This window comes from Francisella salimarina (genome assembly GCF_007923265.1).
Taxonomy (GTDB): Bacteria; Pseudomonadota; Gammaproteobacteria; order Francisellales; family Francisellaceae; genus Francisella; species Francisella salimarina.
This window is the reverse complement of record NZ_VOJA01000003.1, coordinates 450,813-468,692: the sequence shown is the minus strand read 5'-3', so window position 1 is coordinate 468,692 and position 17,880 is coordinate 450,813. Positions and strand designations below refer to the sequence as shown.

The following is a 17,880-nucleotide window of genomic DNA, read 5'->3' as shown; positions in this document are numbered from 1 at the left end:
GGCGTTAATATAGCATAGGCAAAATTAATTTGATATATTTAATCGGTAAATCAAAGCATCACTGAAATAATCATTAGCTTTTTTATAATAGTTTTTGCGCAATGATACCTCAATAAAATTGACTTTTTTATATAAAGATATAGCTTTAGTATTATTGATATCGACTTCTAATAATATTTCTTTAACTTCTTTGCTGGCAAGATGATTAATTGAATATTTCAAAAGCTTATATGCAACTCCTCTACCTTGCGTAGCCGTATCAACACATATATACAAAAGTTCTGCTGTTTCAAATATATAGTTAAAAATAGCAATAGCAGCAAGCTCACTATCAATCATTAAACCTAAAACGGTGTCATTAGTTAATGAATCTTCGATTTGTTTATCTGACCAGCTAAAATCTTTATCAGTAGCTCTTACTAGCTGAATTGTTTTTGTTAGAAATGTAATATCAAGCTCTAAAATCTGCATACTTGTATAAATTTGATAATATCGCTTTTTTATTCTGAATCTTTAATAACTCACAATTATCACAGATAAAGTCTTTTTCTGAAAGATTAATCCCCTTTAAATCATTAAAATCTTTAATATCATTAGATTTATATATAGATACACTGGACTTAAAAAATAAACTATTAACAACTTGTTTTAAAAAACCAATATCTAATTTATCACTTAAAAGTATGTTTATAATTTTAGAACTATCTACCATATTAGTGTAGATAATTTCCAGCTCTTTTGTTGTTGCATCGTGAGAATTTTCATCTATGATTTCACTTTGAGTTTGTTTTATAGAACTATATGCTGGCTTCAACTCCCAGATATCAATATCAAAAACATCTTCTACTTGACGCACAAAATCCATTATTTTTTCTCTAATCTTTCAACTAGTTTTTTAGGAAACTTATATTCTTTTAACTTAACAGATTTTCTCAGTTTATTAACTTCTGAAGGATTAAGTTCTAGTGTTTTTCCTCTTGCAACAAACTTAGGAAGAACAATATCTCCAAATCTAACTCTAGTTAGTCTACTAACTGTAACACCTACAGCCTCAAACATTCTTCTAACCTCTCTATTACGCCCTTCAGATAAAGTTACATAATACCAAAGGTTTGCTCCTTCACCACCAGAAAATTTTATACTGTTAAACTTGGCTAAGCCATCTTCTAGTTGTATTCCCTCTTTAAACTTACTTAAAGTTTCATCTGATAATTGTTGACCAAAAACTCTTACAGCATATTCTCTTTCGATTTCATAAGATGGATGCATCATTCTATTAGCTAAATCCCCATCTGTCGTAAAAAGCAATAATCCTGTAGTATTGATATCTAACCGTCCTACCATTATCCAACGTGACTTAGCTAGTTTAGGTAGCGAATCGAAAACAGTCTTTCTATCTTTCTCATCTTTACTAGTACAGACTTCACCTTCTCTTTTGTGGTAAATAATGACTCTTGGTCTAGTCATAGGTTGACCATATAAATGTAAGGCTTTTCCATCAAAACTAATTTTATCTTTATCTGTAGCTTTATCTCCTAGAGTCGCTACTTTACCATTTACACGTACCCTTCCCTGTTGGATAAATTCCTCTATCTTTCTACGCGAACCTATGCCATATTTTGCTAGTAATTTCTGTAATCTTTCTGGAGTACTTTCACTCATTTGATTAATTCTACGCATTTTCATCTATATCCTTTTGATCTGCTGCTGAAAAGAATTTTTCAATATCCTCATCATTATAGTTATTAGAAGATAAAACTAGTCTTACAGCCGCAGCTTCATTTTTATTATTCGCATACTCTGCCAACTTTAACCTCATATCTAGAATAAGCTTATTATTAAAAAACGCTGTGTCATTCTTCATGCCATAAATAACCTTATAACATTCTTTGTACTCACCCCGTTCAAAATACATTTGTGCTAATCTTAATTTGGCTGCCTTATAGTCCTCTCTAAACTTATCTGCTCTTTTCATATACGCTAGAGCATCATCTTTTTTACCTTGTTTATACATACATTGAGAGTATAAAAATAATGTTTGAGCCATATCATTATTATTTGACATAAACAATGATTCTTCAAAGAGTTCTTGAGCGCGACTATAGTCACTTTCTTGCATGCATAAAAACTGAGCATAAAAATTCATAGCTTCATAGTCTTTAGGATGATTATCAAGAGCTCTTTTGTAGTATTTTTCAGCAATTGTATTCGCTCCTATGCTTTGATAATAATATCCACCTGCATAATCTACAATTGCCAAATTATTATCATGTTCTTTTGCTAACTCTTGTGCTTTTATAAGCTTAGTCTTAGCCCTTTCAAGATACCCTTCCGTAGAGTATATTATAGCTAATTCAGAATTAATTCTCGTTGCTTCTTTATAGTTAGCTTTGGGGAAAGAGCTATTATCAAAAGAATAATTGACCTCTTCTACATTTTGATTTCTATTATCCTTTTGAACTTGAGGGCTTGAACTACTGTTAGAACTATTAGGAGTAGAACACGAAGTTAGCATCCCAAAACATATTATAGTAACTAAAGCTCTTTTAAAACTAGCCTGCATTCTTATCACCAAGCTTCTTTAAATATCTTTGTTTTCTACTTGTTTTATCCATAACATCACCAGCTAACTGTCCACATGCAGCATCAATATCATCACCTCTAGTTTTTCTTACTGTAGTGACAAAACCATTATGTTGTAAATACTCTTTAAATCTATGGATACGATTATTACTAGGCTTCCTATATGGTGTTCCTGGATATGGATTAAATGGAATCAGATTTATTTTAGCTGGAACATTTCGAGAGCGTAACAATTCAACTAACCCTTCAGCATCTGATAAATTATCATTAACTTCTTCCATCAATGTATACTCAAATGTTATGTGCTTATGAGGACCTTTCTCAGCATAAAGTTTACATGCTTCAAGAAGTTCGTCAATATTATACTTTTTATTGATCGGTACTATCTCATTACGTAAAGAATCAGTCGCTGCATGTAATGATACTGCTAAAGACACTCCTGATTGCTCAAGTAAATCATATATTCTAGGAACAACACCAGATGTACTAAGAGTCACTTTACGTCGAGATAGCCCATATGCTAAATCATCCATCATAATATCCATAGCTGGAACCACATTCTCAAAATTCATCAATGGCTCACCCATACCCATCATAACTATGTTTGTAACACTAAAATCATGTTCGCCATTATTTTTTGATAAGGTTCTAGCAGCTATCCAAAGCTGAGAAATAACTTCGGCAGATGAAAGATTTCTATTAAACCCTTGTTTACCAGTAGAGCAAAAACTACAATTCAAAGTGCATCCAACTTGTGAAGATACACAGAGGGTGCCTCTACCATCTTCTGGAATAAAAACTGTTTCAACAGCACTTCCACCGACATCAATTAGCCATTTATGCGTACCATCTTTCGATGCTTTACTAAAAACTACTTTAGGAATAAATATTTCTGAGGTTTCCTGTAGTTTATTACGCAAATTTTTACCAAGATCTGTCATCTTATCAAAATCAATGACTCCTTTCTTATGTATCCATTTAAAAACTTGCCTTGCATGAAATTTTTTTTCATTTATAGAAACAAAAAACTCTTCCATAGCTTTTTGATTTAACCCAAGTAAATTCACTTTATCTTGTTGCATAGAATTTCTCTTTTATTCTTATAAAATTATTCATTATAACCTATATCACCAGGTAAAATATTGTCATTCTCATAAGTCAAATTAGCAAAGCTTGCAAACTGCCCATCAAAACGAACATGAACTGTACCAATAGGACCATTACGTTGTTTACCAATTATAATTTCACCAAGATTTTTATTATCTTCTTTTTCTTTATTATAAACCTCATCGCGATAAATAAACATTATCAAGTCAGCATCTTGTTCTATTGCTCCAGATTCTCTCAAGTCAGACATTATCGGACGCTTATCTTGACGTTTTTCAAGATCTCTACTTAACTGTGACAATGCTATAACGGGAATATCTAACTCTTTTGCAAGTGCTTTTAATGATCTAGATATCTCTGATACCTCTAGGGTTCTATTATTTTCATAACCAGGTATTTTCATAAGCTGTAGATAGTCTATTAATATCATTGATAGACCACCGTGCTCATTATATAGTCTTCGAGCTCTTGAGCGCATCTCAGCTGGGGTTAAGCTTGATGTATCATCTATATATAAAGGCATATCACTCAATGATTTCATTGCACTTGTAATCTTAACCCAGTGAGCATCATTAAGCCGATTACACTCTTTAAGCAAATTCATTTCTACACGAGCCTGTGATGCTAGCATCCTTGTGACAATATCCTCTGACGGCATCTCTAAACTAAAAACTAAAACTGGTTTATCTGCAATTTTAGCAACATTTTGAGCTATGTTTATTCCTAGTACGGTTTTACCCATTGATGGACGAGCTGCAATAATACCCATATTAGCTCGTTGTAAGCCAGAGGTCATTTTATCAAGATCAATAAAGCCTGTAGAAACCCCTGTCAATCCACTACCTGCATCGACTATTGCACTCATCCTATCAACTAATTTAGGAATAACTGATTTAATTGATTCAGGGCCCTTAACTAAAGTCTCTCTTTCCTTAGCCACATCAAGAATCCGGCTTTCGGCATAATCAATAACATCGTCAGGATTCTTAGAGTCTGATGAATATATTTTTTGAACTATATCATTAACACTTGTTTGTAGACTTCTCAGCTTAGCTTTATCTTTTACAATATTTGCATATGTTTTTATATTTGAAACTGTTGGCGTATTAGTTGCCAAATCAATAATATATGATTCGCCTCCAGCATCATTTAGTAAACCTTCAGTTGCTAAATATTCACTCAAAATTAGAACATCAAATGGAGTATTTGACTGATTTAAAACAGCTATCTGCTTATAGATAATTTTATGTCTCTTATCAAAAAAATCATCAATTAGAAGAAAATCTTCAACTAGCTCTATATTATCATTGTTGAGAAGAATATTGCCTAGTATTGCTTTTTCCGCATCAACTGAATAAGCAGTTTCAGCAACTTTAAATTGATAATCCATTGACATCAAAATCCTTATTTCATATACAAAAAAACCATGCCTAACACATGGTTTTTATATTAATTAAGATATTGTGTTAGTTTATATATTATAAAACTAAGCTTCTGCAGCTACAACATTTACTTTGATATCTGCATCTACATCTGTATATACATGAACAGTAAGTTCGAACTCTCCAGTAGTTCTAATAACTCCTTCCGGCATACGAACTTGGCTCTTTTCAATTTCTTTACCAGAAGCTTGAGATACTGCTTCAGCAACTTCAGCAGTACCAACAGATCCAAATAGTTTACCACCTTCTCCAGCTTGAGCTGCAACAGTGTAAACTTTATCTTTGATAGCATCTGCAGTTACAACTGCAGCATCAAATCTTGCTTTTTCTGCTTTTTCTAACTCAGCCTTTTGAGCTTCAAAAGTTTCGATGTTAGCTTTAGTAGCTTGAACAGCCTTACCAAAAGGGATAAGGAAATTTCTAGCATAACCAGGCTTAACATTAACTATATCACCTAATACACCAAGGTTTTCAACTTTTTCTTTTAAAATAACTTGCATTGTAATCAACCTCCAGTATTAGTTAAAGTGACGATCACAGTATGGTAATAACGCCAAGAATCTAGCTCTTTTAATAGCTGTAGCAAGCTGTCTTTGATACTTAGCTGATGTACCAGTTACACGACTAGGTACGATCTTACCTGTTTCAGTAATATAAGCTTTTAACTTATTCACATCTTTATAATCAATTTCTTTTACACCATCAACAGTGAAACGGCAAACTTTACGACGACTCATCTTAAAATCCCTCTATTAAATTACTTCTTTTTCATTAGTTTCCATCATGATTGATGGCTCTGTAACAGCTTCTTTCTTAGAAATTACTAAACGACGTAAAACTGCATCGTTATACTTTAAGTTTTCTTGAAGCTTCTCTAGAGACTCAACATCACACTCAACATTGAATAACACATAATGTGCTTTATGAAGTTTCTCGATAGGATAAGCTAATTGACGACGTCCCCAATCTTCGAATCTATGGATTTTTCCACCTTTTTCTTCAATGATTCCACGATATTTACCAAGCATAGCATCAAGCTGCTCAGATTGATCTGGATGAATCATTAACACGATTTCATAATGTTTCATTTTGTAAACTCCTTCCGGTTTATCATTGTTAGTTTTTTACTGATAAGCTATACAAAATTATTTTGCATAGCAAAGAGCAAGACATTATTATACTAATATAAACTCTTAATAACAATATAATATTTACAGAATATTATCCATTTAAATGAATACTGCCTTCTCTAATTACTATTTTTTTTCTTTTTAACAAAGTTCCTATAGCTCGCTTAAAAGCAGCCTTACTAATTCCAAACTCGCGCGCTATATCATTAGGGTTAGATTTATCATTAAAAGGAGCAGAACCATTATGCTCTACAAGATACTTTTCTACCAAGTCAGCATTTCTATCTAAATCTTTGTGCACTAGCTGTAACGACAGATCTATACGCCCATCATCTCGAATATTTTTTATATATCCCTTAACAGATTCGCCAAAACTTAATCTCTTAAACACCTCTGAAGAATAAATGATTCCCCAATAACTGTTATTAATTATTGCTTTATAACCTATGTCTGTAGAATTCGCGATTATAAGATCCACTTCTTGATTTTGAGTTATATCATTACCTGCGTAATCTTTTATGAACTTATTGATTTTTGAAGAAGCTGTTATACGTCTATTAATCTTATCAAGATATAAATAGACAATATACGACTTTCCAATTTCAAATGGTCTATGTTGCTCGGCTAATGGTACAAAAAGATCCTTATCAAGTCCCCAGTCTAAAAAAGCTCCTATATCTGTAATATTTTTGACTCTCAAATAAGATACTTGACCTACGGTTGGAACTCTTTTTGTAGTCGCGATAAGCTCAGCCTTTGAGTTATGATACAAAAAAACTTCTACACTTTCGCCAACGTTTACTGTATCACAGAATTCCGAACTAGCAATGTTTGCTGTACCAAGCTCCAAAGCATCTAGAACCAGCCAATTCGAAGTTTTCTCAAGAATCTTTAATCTAGAATATTTTCCTATTGAAATCAAAATATATACCATTTACTTAAAACAATTCTATATTATCACAGATAAAAACAATTAATAAATTTTTGATATTGTATTAAGGACAACACCTCTTATTTAAGATTATTATATTAGTATATAAAACCTTTTATCTATAAGCTTTTTCTTTTATAGTCTAATTACACACTTCAAATTAAAATTTCTAAAATAATATGAAAAAAGCTTTTAATATAGTTATCTTTTTAGTAGTTTTAATCAACTGTTGTTTTGCAAAACAACTAGTCCTACCTAAAAATACAATCGCTTTCTCTAGCTTACAAGGACAGTATTTATTAAAATCAGCACCAGAAAAATACTCACAACAATATTGGCAGCTTGCAGAATATTTTACCACTGAGAAAGGCACTACATTCTGTGGTCCAGCCTCCGCTGTCATGGTATTAAATGCTCTAAAAATTGAGCCAAGTCTATCACCAGCTCACATGCAATATTCAATATTTGATCAAAATAATATTTTCTATAATAAAGCTTTAATTAAATCTGGTATAACTCCTCAATGGGTATATGCAAAAGGGTTATCTATTGAGCAAACTGCTGAGCTAATCAACAAACAAAAAACGATAGGCCCTAAGGCTTATGCAAAAGTAATTCACGCGAGCGAATTTAAAAATCAAGAACAGTTCCTTAATACAATGCTATCATCAATGAAAAAAGGAGATTATATAATTATAAATTATAAACGTAGTGATATGGGAGTTCAAGGAGGAGGACATTTTTCACCACTAGCAGCATACAACCCTAGAGAAGATATGTGGTTGCTTATGGACGTCGCCAGATATAAATACCCTTCAACTTGGATAAGAACTATTGACTTATATCAAGCAATCCAGTCCAAAGACTCTTCGACTAACAAGTCACGAGGAATAATTATAATTTCTAAGAAAAAATATTAATCTAGCTAAACATATCTTTAAGTGCTGATATATTCTGCTTAGAATTTTGCTGACGCGTTTCTGCACACTCTTTTTCTGTGCCTACCCAATATAGATCCGACTCTGGCAATTCATCAATAAATCTACTTGGAATAGAAATCTGTTTTTCACCAAATTTTTTACGATGCTTTGTCATTGTTATAGTCAAATTTTCTCTAGCTCTAGTGATCGCAACATAAGCTAATCGGCGCTCATCCTCTATGGAATCTTCCTCAATACTTTGCTGATGCGGCAAAATTCCTTCTTCCATTCCCATTATATAAACTTTTTTAAACTCCAAACCTTTGGAGGCGTGCATAGTTATGATTTGAACCTGATTATCATTTTTATCCTCATTATCTCTATCTAAGATATCGATCAAAAGCATTTTATTTAAAACTAAAGCAAGTGACTCAAGAGCATTATATGATTCACCTTCAAGCTGGTTAACAATCCATTTAACAACCTCAATAACATTCGCATATCTAAACTCTGCTTGTTTCTCTGAAGAACTAGAATCTATAAGCCACTGTCGGTATGAAATATTATCAATAAAATTATTAATTATATTTTTTAACTCTTGAGCAGATATACTTGAATTTATTTCTTGCTGTGTATTCAGTATCAAATCTTTAAAAGATGATAAGTTTTTTTTGGTAAAATCACGTATTTCAAACTCTTCTAAATTATATAAAGTATGGAAAAAGCTACAGTGATGATAACTTGCATACTGTCCTAATTTATGAATAGTAGCACTTCCAACCTCACGTTTGGGAGTATTTACAACACGTAAAAATGCTCTATCATCATCCGGATTAACTATTAACCTTAAATACGAAATGATATCTTTGATTTCTGATTTGGAAAAAAATGAACTTCCGCCGCTAATTGTATAAGGGATTTTGTGCATTTGCATATATCTTTCAAGTAAGTATGCTTGGTAATTACTTCTAATTAGTATGGCGTAATCAGAGTTTTTAGATTTTGTTTTTACCCTATCAAAAAAAATATCACTAGTTATAAATTGTGCCTCATCCTCATCATTTGTAAGACTAATAACCTTAATTTGCTCACCATAATCTTTATTTGACCAAAGTTTTTTGTCAAAAATATGGCTGTTATTTTCAATAAGCTTATTTGCAACATTAAGTATTCTGCCTGTAGAGCGATAATTTTGTTCTAGCTTAATAACTTTTAGGTCTTTGAAATCTTCTTGCAAATGGCGTAAATTTTCAGGTCGAGAACCTCTCCATGCATATATAGACTGATCATCGTCTCCTACAACTGTGAATTTATTTTTACCCTGAGTCAAATACTTTAAAAGCTGATATTGCGACTCATTGGTATCTTGATACTCATCAATGAGAATATATCTAAACTTGTCTGACCATAATTTCTGAATATTTGAGTAATTTTTAAATAACTGTATCGGTTGAAATATAAGATCATCAAAGTCAAAAGAGTTATAAGATTTTAGATATTTCTGATATTCTTTATATATAAAAGCTGCTTGCTCTTCAAGATCGTCCTTAGGTTGTATTTCATTAGGTGTTAGTAACGCTGATTTCCAAAATGATATTTTTGATTGAATAAATCCAGCATTTTGTTTAGGTAACTGATATTCCTCGTATGCAATATCGTATATTAACGCAAGTGAGTCGTGACTATCAAAAAGTGTAAAGTTTTTCTTATACCCCAAATCTAAAAAATGTTTTTTTAAAATTGTTAAACCAAGTGAATGGAACGTTGAAATCATCAACCCCTTTGATTTTTCTTTATCAAGCCGAGATTTAACGCGCTCTTGCATCTCTCTAGCTGCTTTATTCGTAAATGTAACAGCTAAAACACTCTTAGCGGGATACAAAAGTTGTTCTATTAAATAAGAAATTTTTTCAATAATCACACTAGTTTTACCACTACCAGCTCCAGCCAGTACTAGTAAGGGGGTACTAGTATATTTTACAGCTTGCTGTTGCTGCTGATTAAGATTATTTAGCATTTAGTTATAATTATTTCATTTTCTAGCTGATACTCAACCTCTGTTGCTTCTTTATGAAACACCACCAGCATATAGCATACACCGTCTACATAGACTTTATTTACAACATTTGCTAGAGGTTTACTACCACAAGTCTTCAGATCCGAAGCTTCAATATCTTTGTCTGCTTTTACAACTGCAAGCTCTTTTTTTAACTTAGCTTTATAATGCATCCTAGCTATTACTTCTTGTCCCATATAGCAACCTTTAGTATAACTAATAACTTTTTCTACGTTATCAAGATCTAACTCTGCTGGAAGAAACTTCTCAATATTATTTTGATTGATGACAGCAAGTTTATTCAAAATATTAGTTTTTTGTATTTGCTCGTATGTAGTATCAGAATTTAGAGCATTCTTAACTAAAATATAATGATTTAAAAATCCTTCTTTAGTAAAAAACAATGCATAATCTTCATTAACTGCAAAACTAATTTTTGAAAACATTCCATACTTTTTTAACCAAGTAAGTAAATTATCAACGATGCTCTGTTCAACTGAAAGCAATAGCTTTTCGCTAGAAATATACTTCACAAAACATAAGGAAATTATTCGTCCTTTTAAGTTGGCAAAAGCAGTCATCAATAAGTTATTATCATTAGATAGTTGACTTAAATCTGATGTTGCTAAACCTTGAAGAAACTTTATGGTATCTAATCCATTTATTTCTAAAATTTTAAAATTATTATACTGAAAGTTCATTTAAAGACCTAAGCGAATTAAATTATTTAAACTAATAGATTTTAGTATATTTGGATAATGTAAGCAATTATGTTTTGACTATAGGTTAGCACTCGAGCCACCAATACCTCTTGGCTGATTATTTTGAAAACCACCTTTAGGGCCAGATAACATCATCTGCCTATTTAATGCTCTATCTTCATCACTTATTGATAAATTACTATGAATATTTTTAGGCGCAGGATTAGCTAAATCAGATAAGTTAGGGTTTTCATCATCCGAGTCTTCATTACTCTTTGACTTTTTTTCTTGTTCATTAGCACTTCCCCAGCCCTTTTTAGTACTCATATTACGAGATTTACTACTTGATTCGCCGGGAACTCTCATATCTTCTTCTGTGATACCTAATTGATGTTTCTTAGGCATTTGTGAAGCTTGACTATTTCTCTGGTTGATCATCTGACGCTGAGAATGCAATTGTGTGTCACTTCTAGGATTTAAGTATTCTTGATCATCATTAGCAAAAGAAACAAACGGAGCCATAAAAATAGAACTCAATGCCGATACTAATAAAGTTTTTTTCATATTAACCTCTTATTTATAAATGTTTTGTTATTATGTTTTCCAATTCAACGGTGTCTTTTGCAAATTGCCTAATTCCTTCAGCTAATTTTGTAGTTGCCATAGAATTCTCATTCATTTGCCAACGAAAATCAGATTCTGCAACTTGTGGCACTTGGGTACTAACGTCATTAGAACGTTTTAATTTAACTTCCAAGCTTTCAAAACTATTTTCAAGCTCTTCAAGCAATGCTGGTGATATAGTCAAAGCATCACAACCTGCTAATGCTACCACCTGCTTGGCACTTCTAAAACTTGCTCCCATCACAATGGTTTTAAAACCACAATCTTTATACAATTTGTATATAGCTCTAACAGAATTTATACCATCATCATCAACTACAGCAGGAAAATCATCAAGTTTGCTCTGTTGCATTTGCCAATCTGTGATTCTTCCAACAAATGGTGATACTAAGTAAACTCCAGCCTCAGCGCATGCCTGAGCTTGAATCTGGTCAAAAATAAGTGTTAAATTACAATTAACACCTTCTTTTTGTAATAATTTAGCAGCCTTTATACCTTCCCAAGTAGCTGCTATTTTTATCAAAATTCGATCTTTTGAAACTCCGTAAGACTCATATTTTTTAATTATTTTTCTAGCATAATCAATTGTTTCTGCAGAGTTAAAGGATACTCTTGCATCTACTTCACTAGACACCTTCCCATCAATCACATCCAATATTTTTATTCCAAAAGATACTAATATCTCAATAGCAACTTCTTTAATAAGATCATCTTTTTTGAGCTCAGGATTATTTTGCTTAAATTTATCTATAGTATCTGTAACTAACTTAGAATATTTTGGATCTTTAACAGCTTTTAAAATCAAACTAGGATTTGTAGTAGCATCAACTGGTTTGAATTTTTCAATTAACTCAAAGTCACCTGTATCAGCGACTACCATAGTTACTTCTTTAAGCTGTTCTAATAACGATTTTTGCATAGTTATATAATAAGATTTTTATAATTCATTAATAAAGTATACAACTTCGAAAATATTAGTAAATAAAGTAAATATTAATTATTTAAAATTTATTTGCTGTATTTCTCTTCCAACATTTTAAACATTGTTCTAACACCCATCATTTCTCCACCTTTTGGCTTACCTGGAGAGTTAGCAACATTCCAAGCCATTATGTCAAAATGAATCCAAGTAGGAGCATTCTCAACACCTACAAAGTGCTCCATAAACAGTGCTGCCTTTACAGCTCCTGCAAAAGTTGACAGCTCACAGTGTGATATATCTGCAAACTCAGTATCAAGATTTTTTCTATAACAATCAGCTAACGGGAGTCTCCAAGTCTGATCTTGCTCGATTTCTCCATAATTGTAAACATCTCTTGCAACATCATCATTATTACAGAAAAATGCTGAAATTTTATCACCCACTGCGACTCTTGCAGCTCCTGTTAGAGTTGAAAAGTCTATTAGATATTCAGGATTTTTAGTAGCCTCTTCATGTAGTGGTTCAGCTAAAATCAATCTTCCTTCAGCATCAGTATTAGTAACTTGAACTGTTGTTCCATTTTTCATCTTAATGATATCACTAGGGCGATATGACTTCGCATCTACAGCGTTTTCAACTGTCGGTATTGATAAAGTCAATCTTACTGGAAGATTATGTTTCATAATCATATAAGCAAGACCTATAGCATTTGCAGCACCACCCATATCTTTATGCATCAGCAACATAAACTGAGCTGCTTTTACATCAAGGCCACCTGTATCAAAAGCCACACCTTTACCAACTATAGAAATTTTAGGATGATTATCATTACCCCAATTTAATTTAACTAATCTTGGAGGTCTATGACTAGCCTTACCAACAGTATAAATTCCCATATACCCTTGTTCTTTAAGCTCTTCACCAACAACTTCTTCAATTGTAGCCCCAAACTCTTTAGCAACATTTTTGATAATATTAGAAATATCTTCAGGACCCATATCTTCAGCAGGAGTCGTAATCATATCTCTAACTATATAATTTGCCTCAACTGTTGTTAAAAGGTGAATATAATTCTCTGGTAAGAATAATTTAACATTAATCGGCTGTGATTTAGATTTATATTTTTCAAACTTATAGCTAGCTAATGCAAAGCCAATATAGTAGAGGGATAAATCCCCAACCTCAGAATACTCTATATGATAATTACCTCTAGGTAATTCACTAGTTAGTGCAGCTAAACTGTACATATCTTTTGTAACTATACATACTATTTTCTCGATATTGCCGTTATTATCAGGAATAGCTAGAACTGTTTTTTTGCTTTCAAACAGTTTTACAAAATTTTGAGTTAAACTATCTTGCTTGCAAAGCCAATCTGAGAAATTTGATTTTTTAATTAGGTAAACAGGCTTAGAGTCACTTTCTTGCTGATATAAAAAACACTGTAGTTTAGTTGAAATATACATAATTATAACTCCACATCTTGATTTAGTATTAACCAGTTATTAAAATCCTGAACGGTATTAGAAGTTAAAATACCTGCAGTTTTATACAAGCTCAAAAAGCCCATAATATAATCAAACTCAGTATTATTTAACTGGATAAGAAATTGATAATAATTATTTAAAAGTATAAAGTACTGAGTAATAGTTGTCGTACCTTGATTATATCTTTCTTTATACTTTTCATAAGCTATTTTTGCAGCTGCAACAGATTTACGCAGAGATTCAATTTCTTTCTTTTTAAGCTGAACAAACCTAAAAGCATACATCGCGTCATTCTGAGCAACCCTTCCTGTTTGGATCATATCAAATTCAGAGGACTGATAATTATATGCAGCCTTTTTAAGTAGAGCATAATCTGTACCACCAGAAAAAATACTCCAAGTAAGATTAATCCCAAAATAAAAAGCATTTACTGTACCTTTTGATGATAGGAAATTATCAAATACGGGGTTACCCAGCGAACTAACATCATTAAAACCTGGAGAGTATTTAACTTCAAAATTAACTTTAGGCATAAATGAGCTTGTCGCAGATTGATAGTTATAGTAATTACTCTCTTTTGTATGTACAGAACCTAAATATGATGGGCTACTTCGCATTGTAAGCTCTTCCCAACCTTCTTCAGTATTAGGTGACGGATCCTTAATCTTAAAGTCATTACTATATAAAACAACATCATCATCATTATTAGTGAACTTACGCAACTCTGCTCGAGCAACTTTTTCTTCTCTTTTAGCTGCTGCATAGCTAGCTTCAGCAATATAGTAGTTTGCTTTTACTGTTTCATAATCAGCGATATCGGCTGTACCCGCTTTAAATTTACTTTCTAATTCATTTAAGCTTTGTTTATTTGATTTTAAGTTATACGAAGTATACTCAACATTTTTTATTGTCTTGGCTAAATTAAAATAAGCATAACTTGTGTCATATAAGAACTGCTGATAATTAGTTCTATAATCCTGTTGAGCAAACTGTGCTGTTTCTTGTGCTGACTGAAGATCCTTATAAGCTCCGTAATCATATAATGGCTGAGTTAGTGAAATATTTCCTTGGATAGAATCAAAACGCCCTCCAGCAATATCCCCATCTGCCATAGTTTCCTGATCTATAATGTTTGTTGCTTTAATAGATCCTCCAATATCTATCCTAGGTAATAATCTACCTAGTTGAATCGCTGGATCCATCTGCCTGGAGTTTAACTGAAAGCCAATAAACTTGTATTGTGGTGAATTTTGTATAGATTGTTTTACTGTATCTGTATAATCAGCAATAGTATTAGCTACAGAACTAACACAAAAGCCAAATATTCCAAAAGATATTAATAAGTGTCTATACAGCCTTTTCAAAATCAAACTCTACTGTCTTATATTATTTATGATATATTGTTCTAAGTTACTTAGAGCCTCATCAATGTTAGCAGAGTTGTTCCCTCCACCTTGAGCCATATCTGGACGACCACCGCCTTTACCATCTATATACCCACTAAACTCCTTAGCTATATCTCCAGCCTTGATTAATGATGTAATAGATTTACTCACTCCGATCACAAATTGCACTTTATCAGCATTTATAGTACTCAACACTGAAACTATCTTATCATTTTTAGATTTATAATCATCAATCTTTTCTCTCAAAGTCTTAATATCCACTTCTTTCAAATTAGCTACTACAACTTTAATGTCACCAATTATAGACTCTTTAATATCATTACTTGTTCCAGATAGTAGGTCTTTTTTAAGCTTTGTGATTTCTTTTTCTTGTTTTTTTAACTGCTCTAACAATGATTGTAGCTTTTCTAATAAGTTAGCATCATTTGATTTGATAGCTTCTTTCACAGTTGTCAACTTATTTTCATAAGTAAATGTATGTTTTATAGCCTTATCTGCGGTAATAGCCTCTATTCTTCTAATACCAGATGCAATACCACTTTCTGACACTATTTTGAATAATCCAATATCTCCAGTATATGCAACATGAGTTCCTCCACAAAGCTCAATAGAAAAATCTCCCATTGAAATTACTCTTACTATATCTCCATATTTCTCACCAAACAGAGCCTCTGCTCCTAGTGATTTAGCTTTTTCTTGTGATGTCTCAATAGTAGCCACAGGATAGTTCGCTCTAATTTGCTGATTAACTAAAATTTCAATTTGTTCAATTTCAGCACGAGATATGGCCTTATCATGAGTAAAATCAAACCTTAACTTACTATCGTCAACAAGTGAGCCTTTTTGTTCCGCATGATCACCTAGAACAACTTTTAAAGCCTTATGCAGCAGATGTGTCGCACTATGATTAGCAGCAGTTGCAAGCCGTCTCAAATCATTAACTCTTGCAGAAACTTCATCACTAGTGTTTAAAACTCCTTTAGCCAATTTACCGATGTGTAGAACTGCTTCACCAGACTTTTGGACATCATCAACTATAAATTCAACACCTACACCCTCTAATATGCCTTTATCACCAACCTGTCCGCCTGCTTCAGCGTAAAAAGGTGTTTTATCAAGGACAATAACTGCCGAAGATCCATTACTAATAGTATTTACCTGTTGTCCATCTTGGAATATCTCTAGCACTTTAGCATCTTCAAATAACGTTGAATAACCTTTAAACTCTGATTTTACTTGTGAATTAATAGTATTATTATAATCAATATTAAATTTACCAGCCTCTTTTGACCTTTGTTTTTGTTGTTGCATTTGCTTTTTAAATGCTTCTTCATCAACTTTCAAACCTTTTTCCCTTGCCATATCTGCAGTCAAGTCAAAAGGGAAACCATAAGTATCATAGAGCTTAAATGCTATTTCACCAGAAATAATATCCCCTTTTAATCCAGATACTTCTGCATCAAAAATTTTAATACCATTTTCAATTGTTTTTAAAAATAATTCTTCTTCTTTGATAAGAGTCTTTTCAATAACCTCTCTCTTATCTATTAGCTGAGGATATGCCTCACCCATTTGATTAATAAGCTCTGCCACTAACTTGTAGAAGAATATATCCTTAGCGCCAAGCTTATTACCATGACGAATTGCTCTACGAATAATTCTTCTTAAAACATATCCTCTACCTTCATTTGATGGTAAAACACCATCTGCAATTAAAAAAGCACATGAACGTATATGATCTGCAACCACCTTTAAGGATGGTGAACTTGTATCACACGCATTAGTAACTTCTTGAGCTTTCATAATTAGCGCCTGAAATAAATCTATATCATAATTACTATGAACATCTTGTAGTACTGCTGCGATTCTCTCTAACCCCATACCAGTATCAACAGATGGTTTAGGTAAATCAGTAGTTGTACCATCAGCATGGCGATTATACTGCATAAACACTATATTCCAGATTTCAATATATCTATCTCCATCTTCTTCAGGTGTACCAGGTAAGCCTCCTGCAACATCTTCACCATGATCATAAAAGATTTCAGTACAAGGACCACACGGACCTGTATCTCCCATAGACCAAAAATTATCATTTGAGTCTATTCGTATGATTCTTTCTTTTGGTAAACCAATATGATTATGCCACACATCAAATGCTTCATCATCTGTAACATATATAGTCACCCATAGTTTTTCCGCAGGTAGTTTAATTTCTTTAGTTAGAAACTCCCAAGCAAAACTAATAGCATCTTTTTTAAAATAATCACCAAAACTAAAATTACCAAGCATCTCAAAAAAAGTATGATGTCTAGCTGTATAGCCAACATTATCTAAATCATTATGTTTACCACCAGCTCTGAGACATTTCTGAACTGTTACAGCTCGAGAAAAATCTCTCTTTTCTAACCCCAAAAATACATCTTTAAATTGCACCATACCTGCATTTGTAAATAACAACGTATCATCCCCAAATGGTATTAAAGATGAGCTTGGCTGGTGTGAGTGATTCTTAGACTCAAAATAGTTGATAAATTTAGTACGTAACTCTTTAGTAGAAATCATAGTTTA

General features: G+C 32.4%; 18 protein-coding genes. 1 reads left to right on the top strand and 17 read right to left on the bottom strand.

Annotation, left to right across the window (positions count from 1 at the left end):
• Positions 1-24 precede the first annotated feature (24 nt).
• From FQ699_RS04640 to FQ699_RS04595, 10 genes are all read right to left on the bottom strand, one after another.
• Positions 25-471, bottom strand: a complete 447-nt coding sequence (locus FQ699_RS04640; RefSeq protein ID WP_146421323.1) for a GNAT family N-acetyltransferase — start codon at positions 469-471, stop codon at positions 25-27.
• On the bottom strand, positions 452-865 hold the full coding sequence (locus FQ699_RS04635; RefSeq protein ID WP_146421322.1) for a chloroquine resistance protein: 414 nt from the start codon (positions 863-865) through the stop codon (positions 452-454). Before FQ699_RS04635 ends, FQ699_RS04640 begins: the two co-directional genes overlap by 20 nt.
• Positions 865-1,680: a 23S rRNA pseudouridine(2605) synthase RluB gene (rluB, locus tag FQ699_RS04630; RefSeq protein ID WP_013923194.1), complete on the bottom strand. Its 816-nt coding sequence runs from the start codon at positions 1,678-1,680 to the stop codon at positions 865-867. Before rluB ends, FQ699_RS04635 begins: the two co-directional genes overlap by 1 nt.
• Positions 1,673-2,563 carry a CDC27 family protein gene (locus FQ699_RS04625; protein WP_146421321.1) on the bottom strand — a complete coding sequence of 297 codons (891 nt, stop codon included), beginning with the start codon at positions 2,561-2,563 and terminating at the stop codon, positions 1,673-1,675. Before FQ699_RS04625 ends, rluB begins: the two co-directional genes overlap by 8 nt.
• Positions 2,553-3,665: a dual-specificity RNA methyltransferase RlmN gene (rlmN, locus tag FQ699_RS04620; protein ID WP_013923196.1), complete on the bottom strand. Its 1,113-nt coding sequence runs from the start codon at positions 3,663-3,665 to the stop codon at positions 2,553-2,555. Before rlmN ends, FQ699_RS04625 begins: the two co-directional genes overlap by 11 nt.
• Positions 3,666-3,691: 26 nt before the next feature.
• Positions 3,692-5,086: a replicative DNA helicase gene (gene dnaB / locus FQ699_RS04615; RefSeq protein ID WP_179951663.1), complete on the bottom strand. Its 1,395-nt coding sequence runs from the start codon at positions 5,084-5,086 to the stop codon at positions 3,692-3,694.
• 90 nt (positions 5,087-5,176) lie between these two features.
• A complete protein-coding gene (rplI, locus tag FQ699_RS04610) occupies positions 5,177-5,632 on the bottom strand; it encodes a 50S ribosomal protein L9 (RefSeq protein WP_013923198.1) in 456 nt (151 codons plus the stop codon).
• Between the two features lie 18 nt (positions 5,633-5,650).
• On the bottom strand, positions 5,651-5,869 hold the full coding sequence (rpsR, locus tag FQ699_RS04605; RefSeq protein WP_004287690.1) for a 30S ribosomal protein S18: 219 nt from the start codon (positions 5,867-5,869) through the stop codon (positions 5,651-5,653).
• A gap of 15 nt (positions 5,870-5,884) precedes the next feature.
• The gene (gene rpsF, locus FQ699_RS04600) at positions 5,885-6,220 is read right to left on the bottom strand and encodes a 30S ribosomal protein S6 (protein ID WP_013923199.1); all 336 of its coding nucleotides are present in this window, start codon (positions 6,218-6,220) and stop codon (positions 5,885-5,887) included.
• A gap of 133 nt (positions 6,221-6,353) precedes the next feature.
• Entirely contained in the window at positions 6,354-7,184 is an 831-nt protein-coding gene (locus FQ699_RS04595) for a CvfB family protein (protein WP_146421319.1), read from the bottom strand.
• Between the two features lie 188 nt (positions 7,185-7,372).
• On the opposite strand from FQ699_RS04595, the gene FQ699_RS04590 reads away from it, so the two are divergent.
• Positions 7,373-8,113, top strand: a complete 741-nt coding sequence (locus tag FQ699_RS04590; RefSeq protein WP_146421318.1) for a phytochelatin synthase family protein — start codon at positions 7,373-7,375, stop codon at positions 8,111-8,113.
• Between the two features lies 1 nt (position 8,114).
• Here FQ699_RS04590 and FQ699_RS04585 read toward each other — a convergent pair whose 3' ends face one another.
• The 7 genes from FQ699_RS04585 to alaS form a co-directional block, all read right to left on the bottom strand.
• The gene (locus FQ699_RS04585; RefSeq protein ID WP_146421317.1) at positions 8,115-10,130 is read right to left on the bottom strand and encodes a UvrD-helicase domain-containing protein; all 2,016 of its coding nucleotides are present in this window, start codon (positions 10,128-10,130) and stop codon (positions 8,115-8,117) included.
• Positions 10,124-10,870, bottom strand: a complete 747-nt coding sequence (ygfZ, locus tag FQ699_RS04580; RefSeq protein ID WP_146421316.1) for a CAF17-like 4Fe-4S cluster assembly/insertion protein YgfZ — start codon at positions 10,868-10,870, stop codon at positions 10,124-10,126. The genes FQ699_RS04585 and ygfZ overlap by 7 nt, the downstream gene beginning before the upstream one ends.
• Positions 10,871-10,948: 78 nt before the next feature.
• Positions 10,949-11,434 carry a hypothetical protein gene (locus FQ699_RS04575; RefSeq protein ID WP_146421315.1) on the bottom strand — a complete coding sequence of 162 codons (486 nt, stop codon included), beginning with the start codon at positions 11,432-11,434 and terminating at the stop codon, positions 10,949-10,951.
• Positions 11,435-11,447: 13 nt separating this feature from the next.
• Entirely contained in the window at positions 11,448-12,413 is a 966-nt protein-coding gene (gene tal, locus FQ699_RS04570; protein WP_146421314.1) for a transaldolase, read from the bottom strand.
• A gap of 89 nt (positions 12,414-12,502) precedes the next feature.
• Positions 12,503-13,882 carry a M17 family metallopeptidase gene (locus FQ699_RS04565; protein ID WP_146421313.1) on the bottom strand — a complete coding sequence of 460 codons (1,380 nt, stop codon included), beginning with the start codon at positions 13,880-13,882 and terminating at the stop codon, positions 12,503-12,505.
• 2 nt (positions 13,883-13,884) lie between these two features.
• The gene (locus FQ699_RS04560; protein ID WP_146421312.1) at positions 13,885-15,267 is read right to left on the bottom strand and encodes a TolC family protein; all 1,383 of its coding nucleotides are present in this window, start codon (positions 15,265-15,267) and stop codon (positions 13,885-13,887) included.
• Positions 15,268-15,276: 9 nt separating this feature from the next.
• Positions 15,277-17,874 (bottom strand): alanine--tRNA ligase, encoded by a 2,598-nt coding sequence (alaS, locus tag FQ699_RS04555; protein WP_146421311.1) that lies wholly within the window; start codon positions 17,872-17,874, stop codon positions 15,277-15,279.
• Positions 17,875-17,880 lie beyond the last annotated feature (6 nt).

Bases quoted from the DNA above. Each gene is read 5' to 3' on its own strand.
- FQ699_RS04640 (WP_146421323.1), bottom strand. From the start codon at position 471: ATGCAGATTTTAGAGCTTGATATTACATTTCTAACAAAAACAATTCAG.
- FQ699_RS04635 (WP_146421322.1), bottom strand. From the start codon at position 865: ATGGATTTTGTGCGTCAAGTAGAAGATGTTTTTGATATTGATATCTGG.
- rluB (WP_013923194.1), bottom strand. From the start codon at position 1,680: ATGCGTAGAATTAATCAAATGAGTGAAAGTACTCCAGAAAGATTACAG.
- FQ699_RS04625 (WP_146421321.1), bottom strand. From the start codon at position 2,563: ATGCAGGCTAGTTTTAAAAGAGCTTTAGTTACTATAATATGTTTTGGG.
- rlmN (WP_013923196.1), bottom strand. From the start codon at position 3,665: ATGCAACAAGATAAAGTGAATTTACTTGGGTTAAATCAAAAAGCTATG.
- dnaB (WP_179951663.1), bottom strand. From the start codon at position 5,086: ATGTCAATGGATTATCAATTTAAAGTTGCTGAAACTGCTTATTCAGTT.
- rplI (WP_013923198.1), bottom strand. From the start codon at position 5,632: ATGCAAGTTATTTTAAAAGAAAAAGTTGAAAACCTTGGTGTATTAGGT.
- rpsR (WP_004287690.1), bottom strand. From the start codon at position 5,869: ATGAGTCGTCGTAAAGTTTGCCGTTTCACTGTTGATGGTGTAAAAGAA.
- rpsF (WP_013923199.1), bottom strand. From the start codon at position 6,220: ATGAAACATTATGAAATCGTGTTAATGATTCATCCAGATCAATCTGAG.
- FQ699_RS04590 (WP_146421318.1), top strand. From the start codon at position 7,373: ATGAAAAAAGCTTTTAATATAGTTATCTTTTTAGTAGTTTTAATCAAC.
- FQ699_RS04585 (WP_146421317.1), bottom strand. From the start codon at position 10,130: ATGCTAAATAATCTTAATCAGCAGCAACAGCAAGCTGTAAAATATACT.
- ygfZ (WP_146421316.1), bottom strand. From the start codon at position 10,870: ATGAACTTTCAGTATAATAATTTTAAAATTTTAGAAATAAATGGATTA.
- FQ699_RS04575 (WP_146421315.1), bottom strand. From the start codon at position 11,434: ATGAAAAAAACTTTATTAGTATCGGCATTGAGTTCTATTTTTATGGCT.
- tal (WP_146421314.1), bottom strand. From the start codon at position 12,413: ATGCAAAAATCGTTATTAGAACAGCTTAAAGAAGTAACTATGGTAGTC.
- FQ699_RS04565 (WP_146421313.1), bottom strand. From the start codon at position 13,882: ATGTATATTTCAACTAAACTACAGTGTTTTTTATATCAGCAAGAAAGT.
- alaS (WP_146421311.1), bottom strand. From the start codon at position 17,874: ATGATTTCTACTAAAGAGTTACGTACTAAATTTATCAACTATTTTGAG.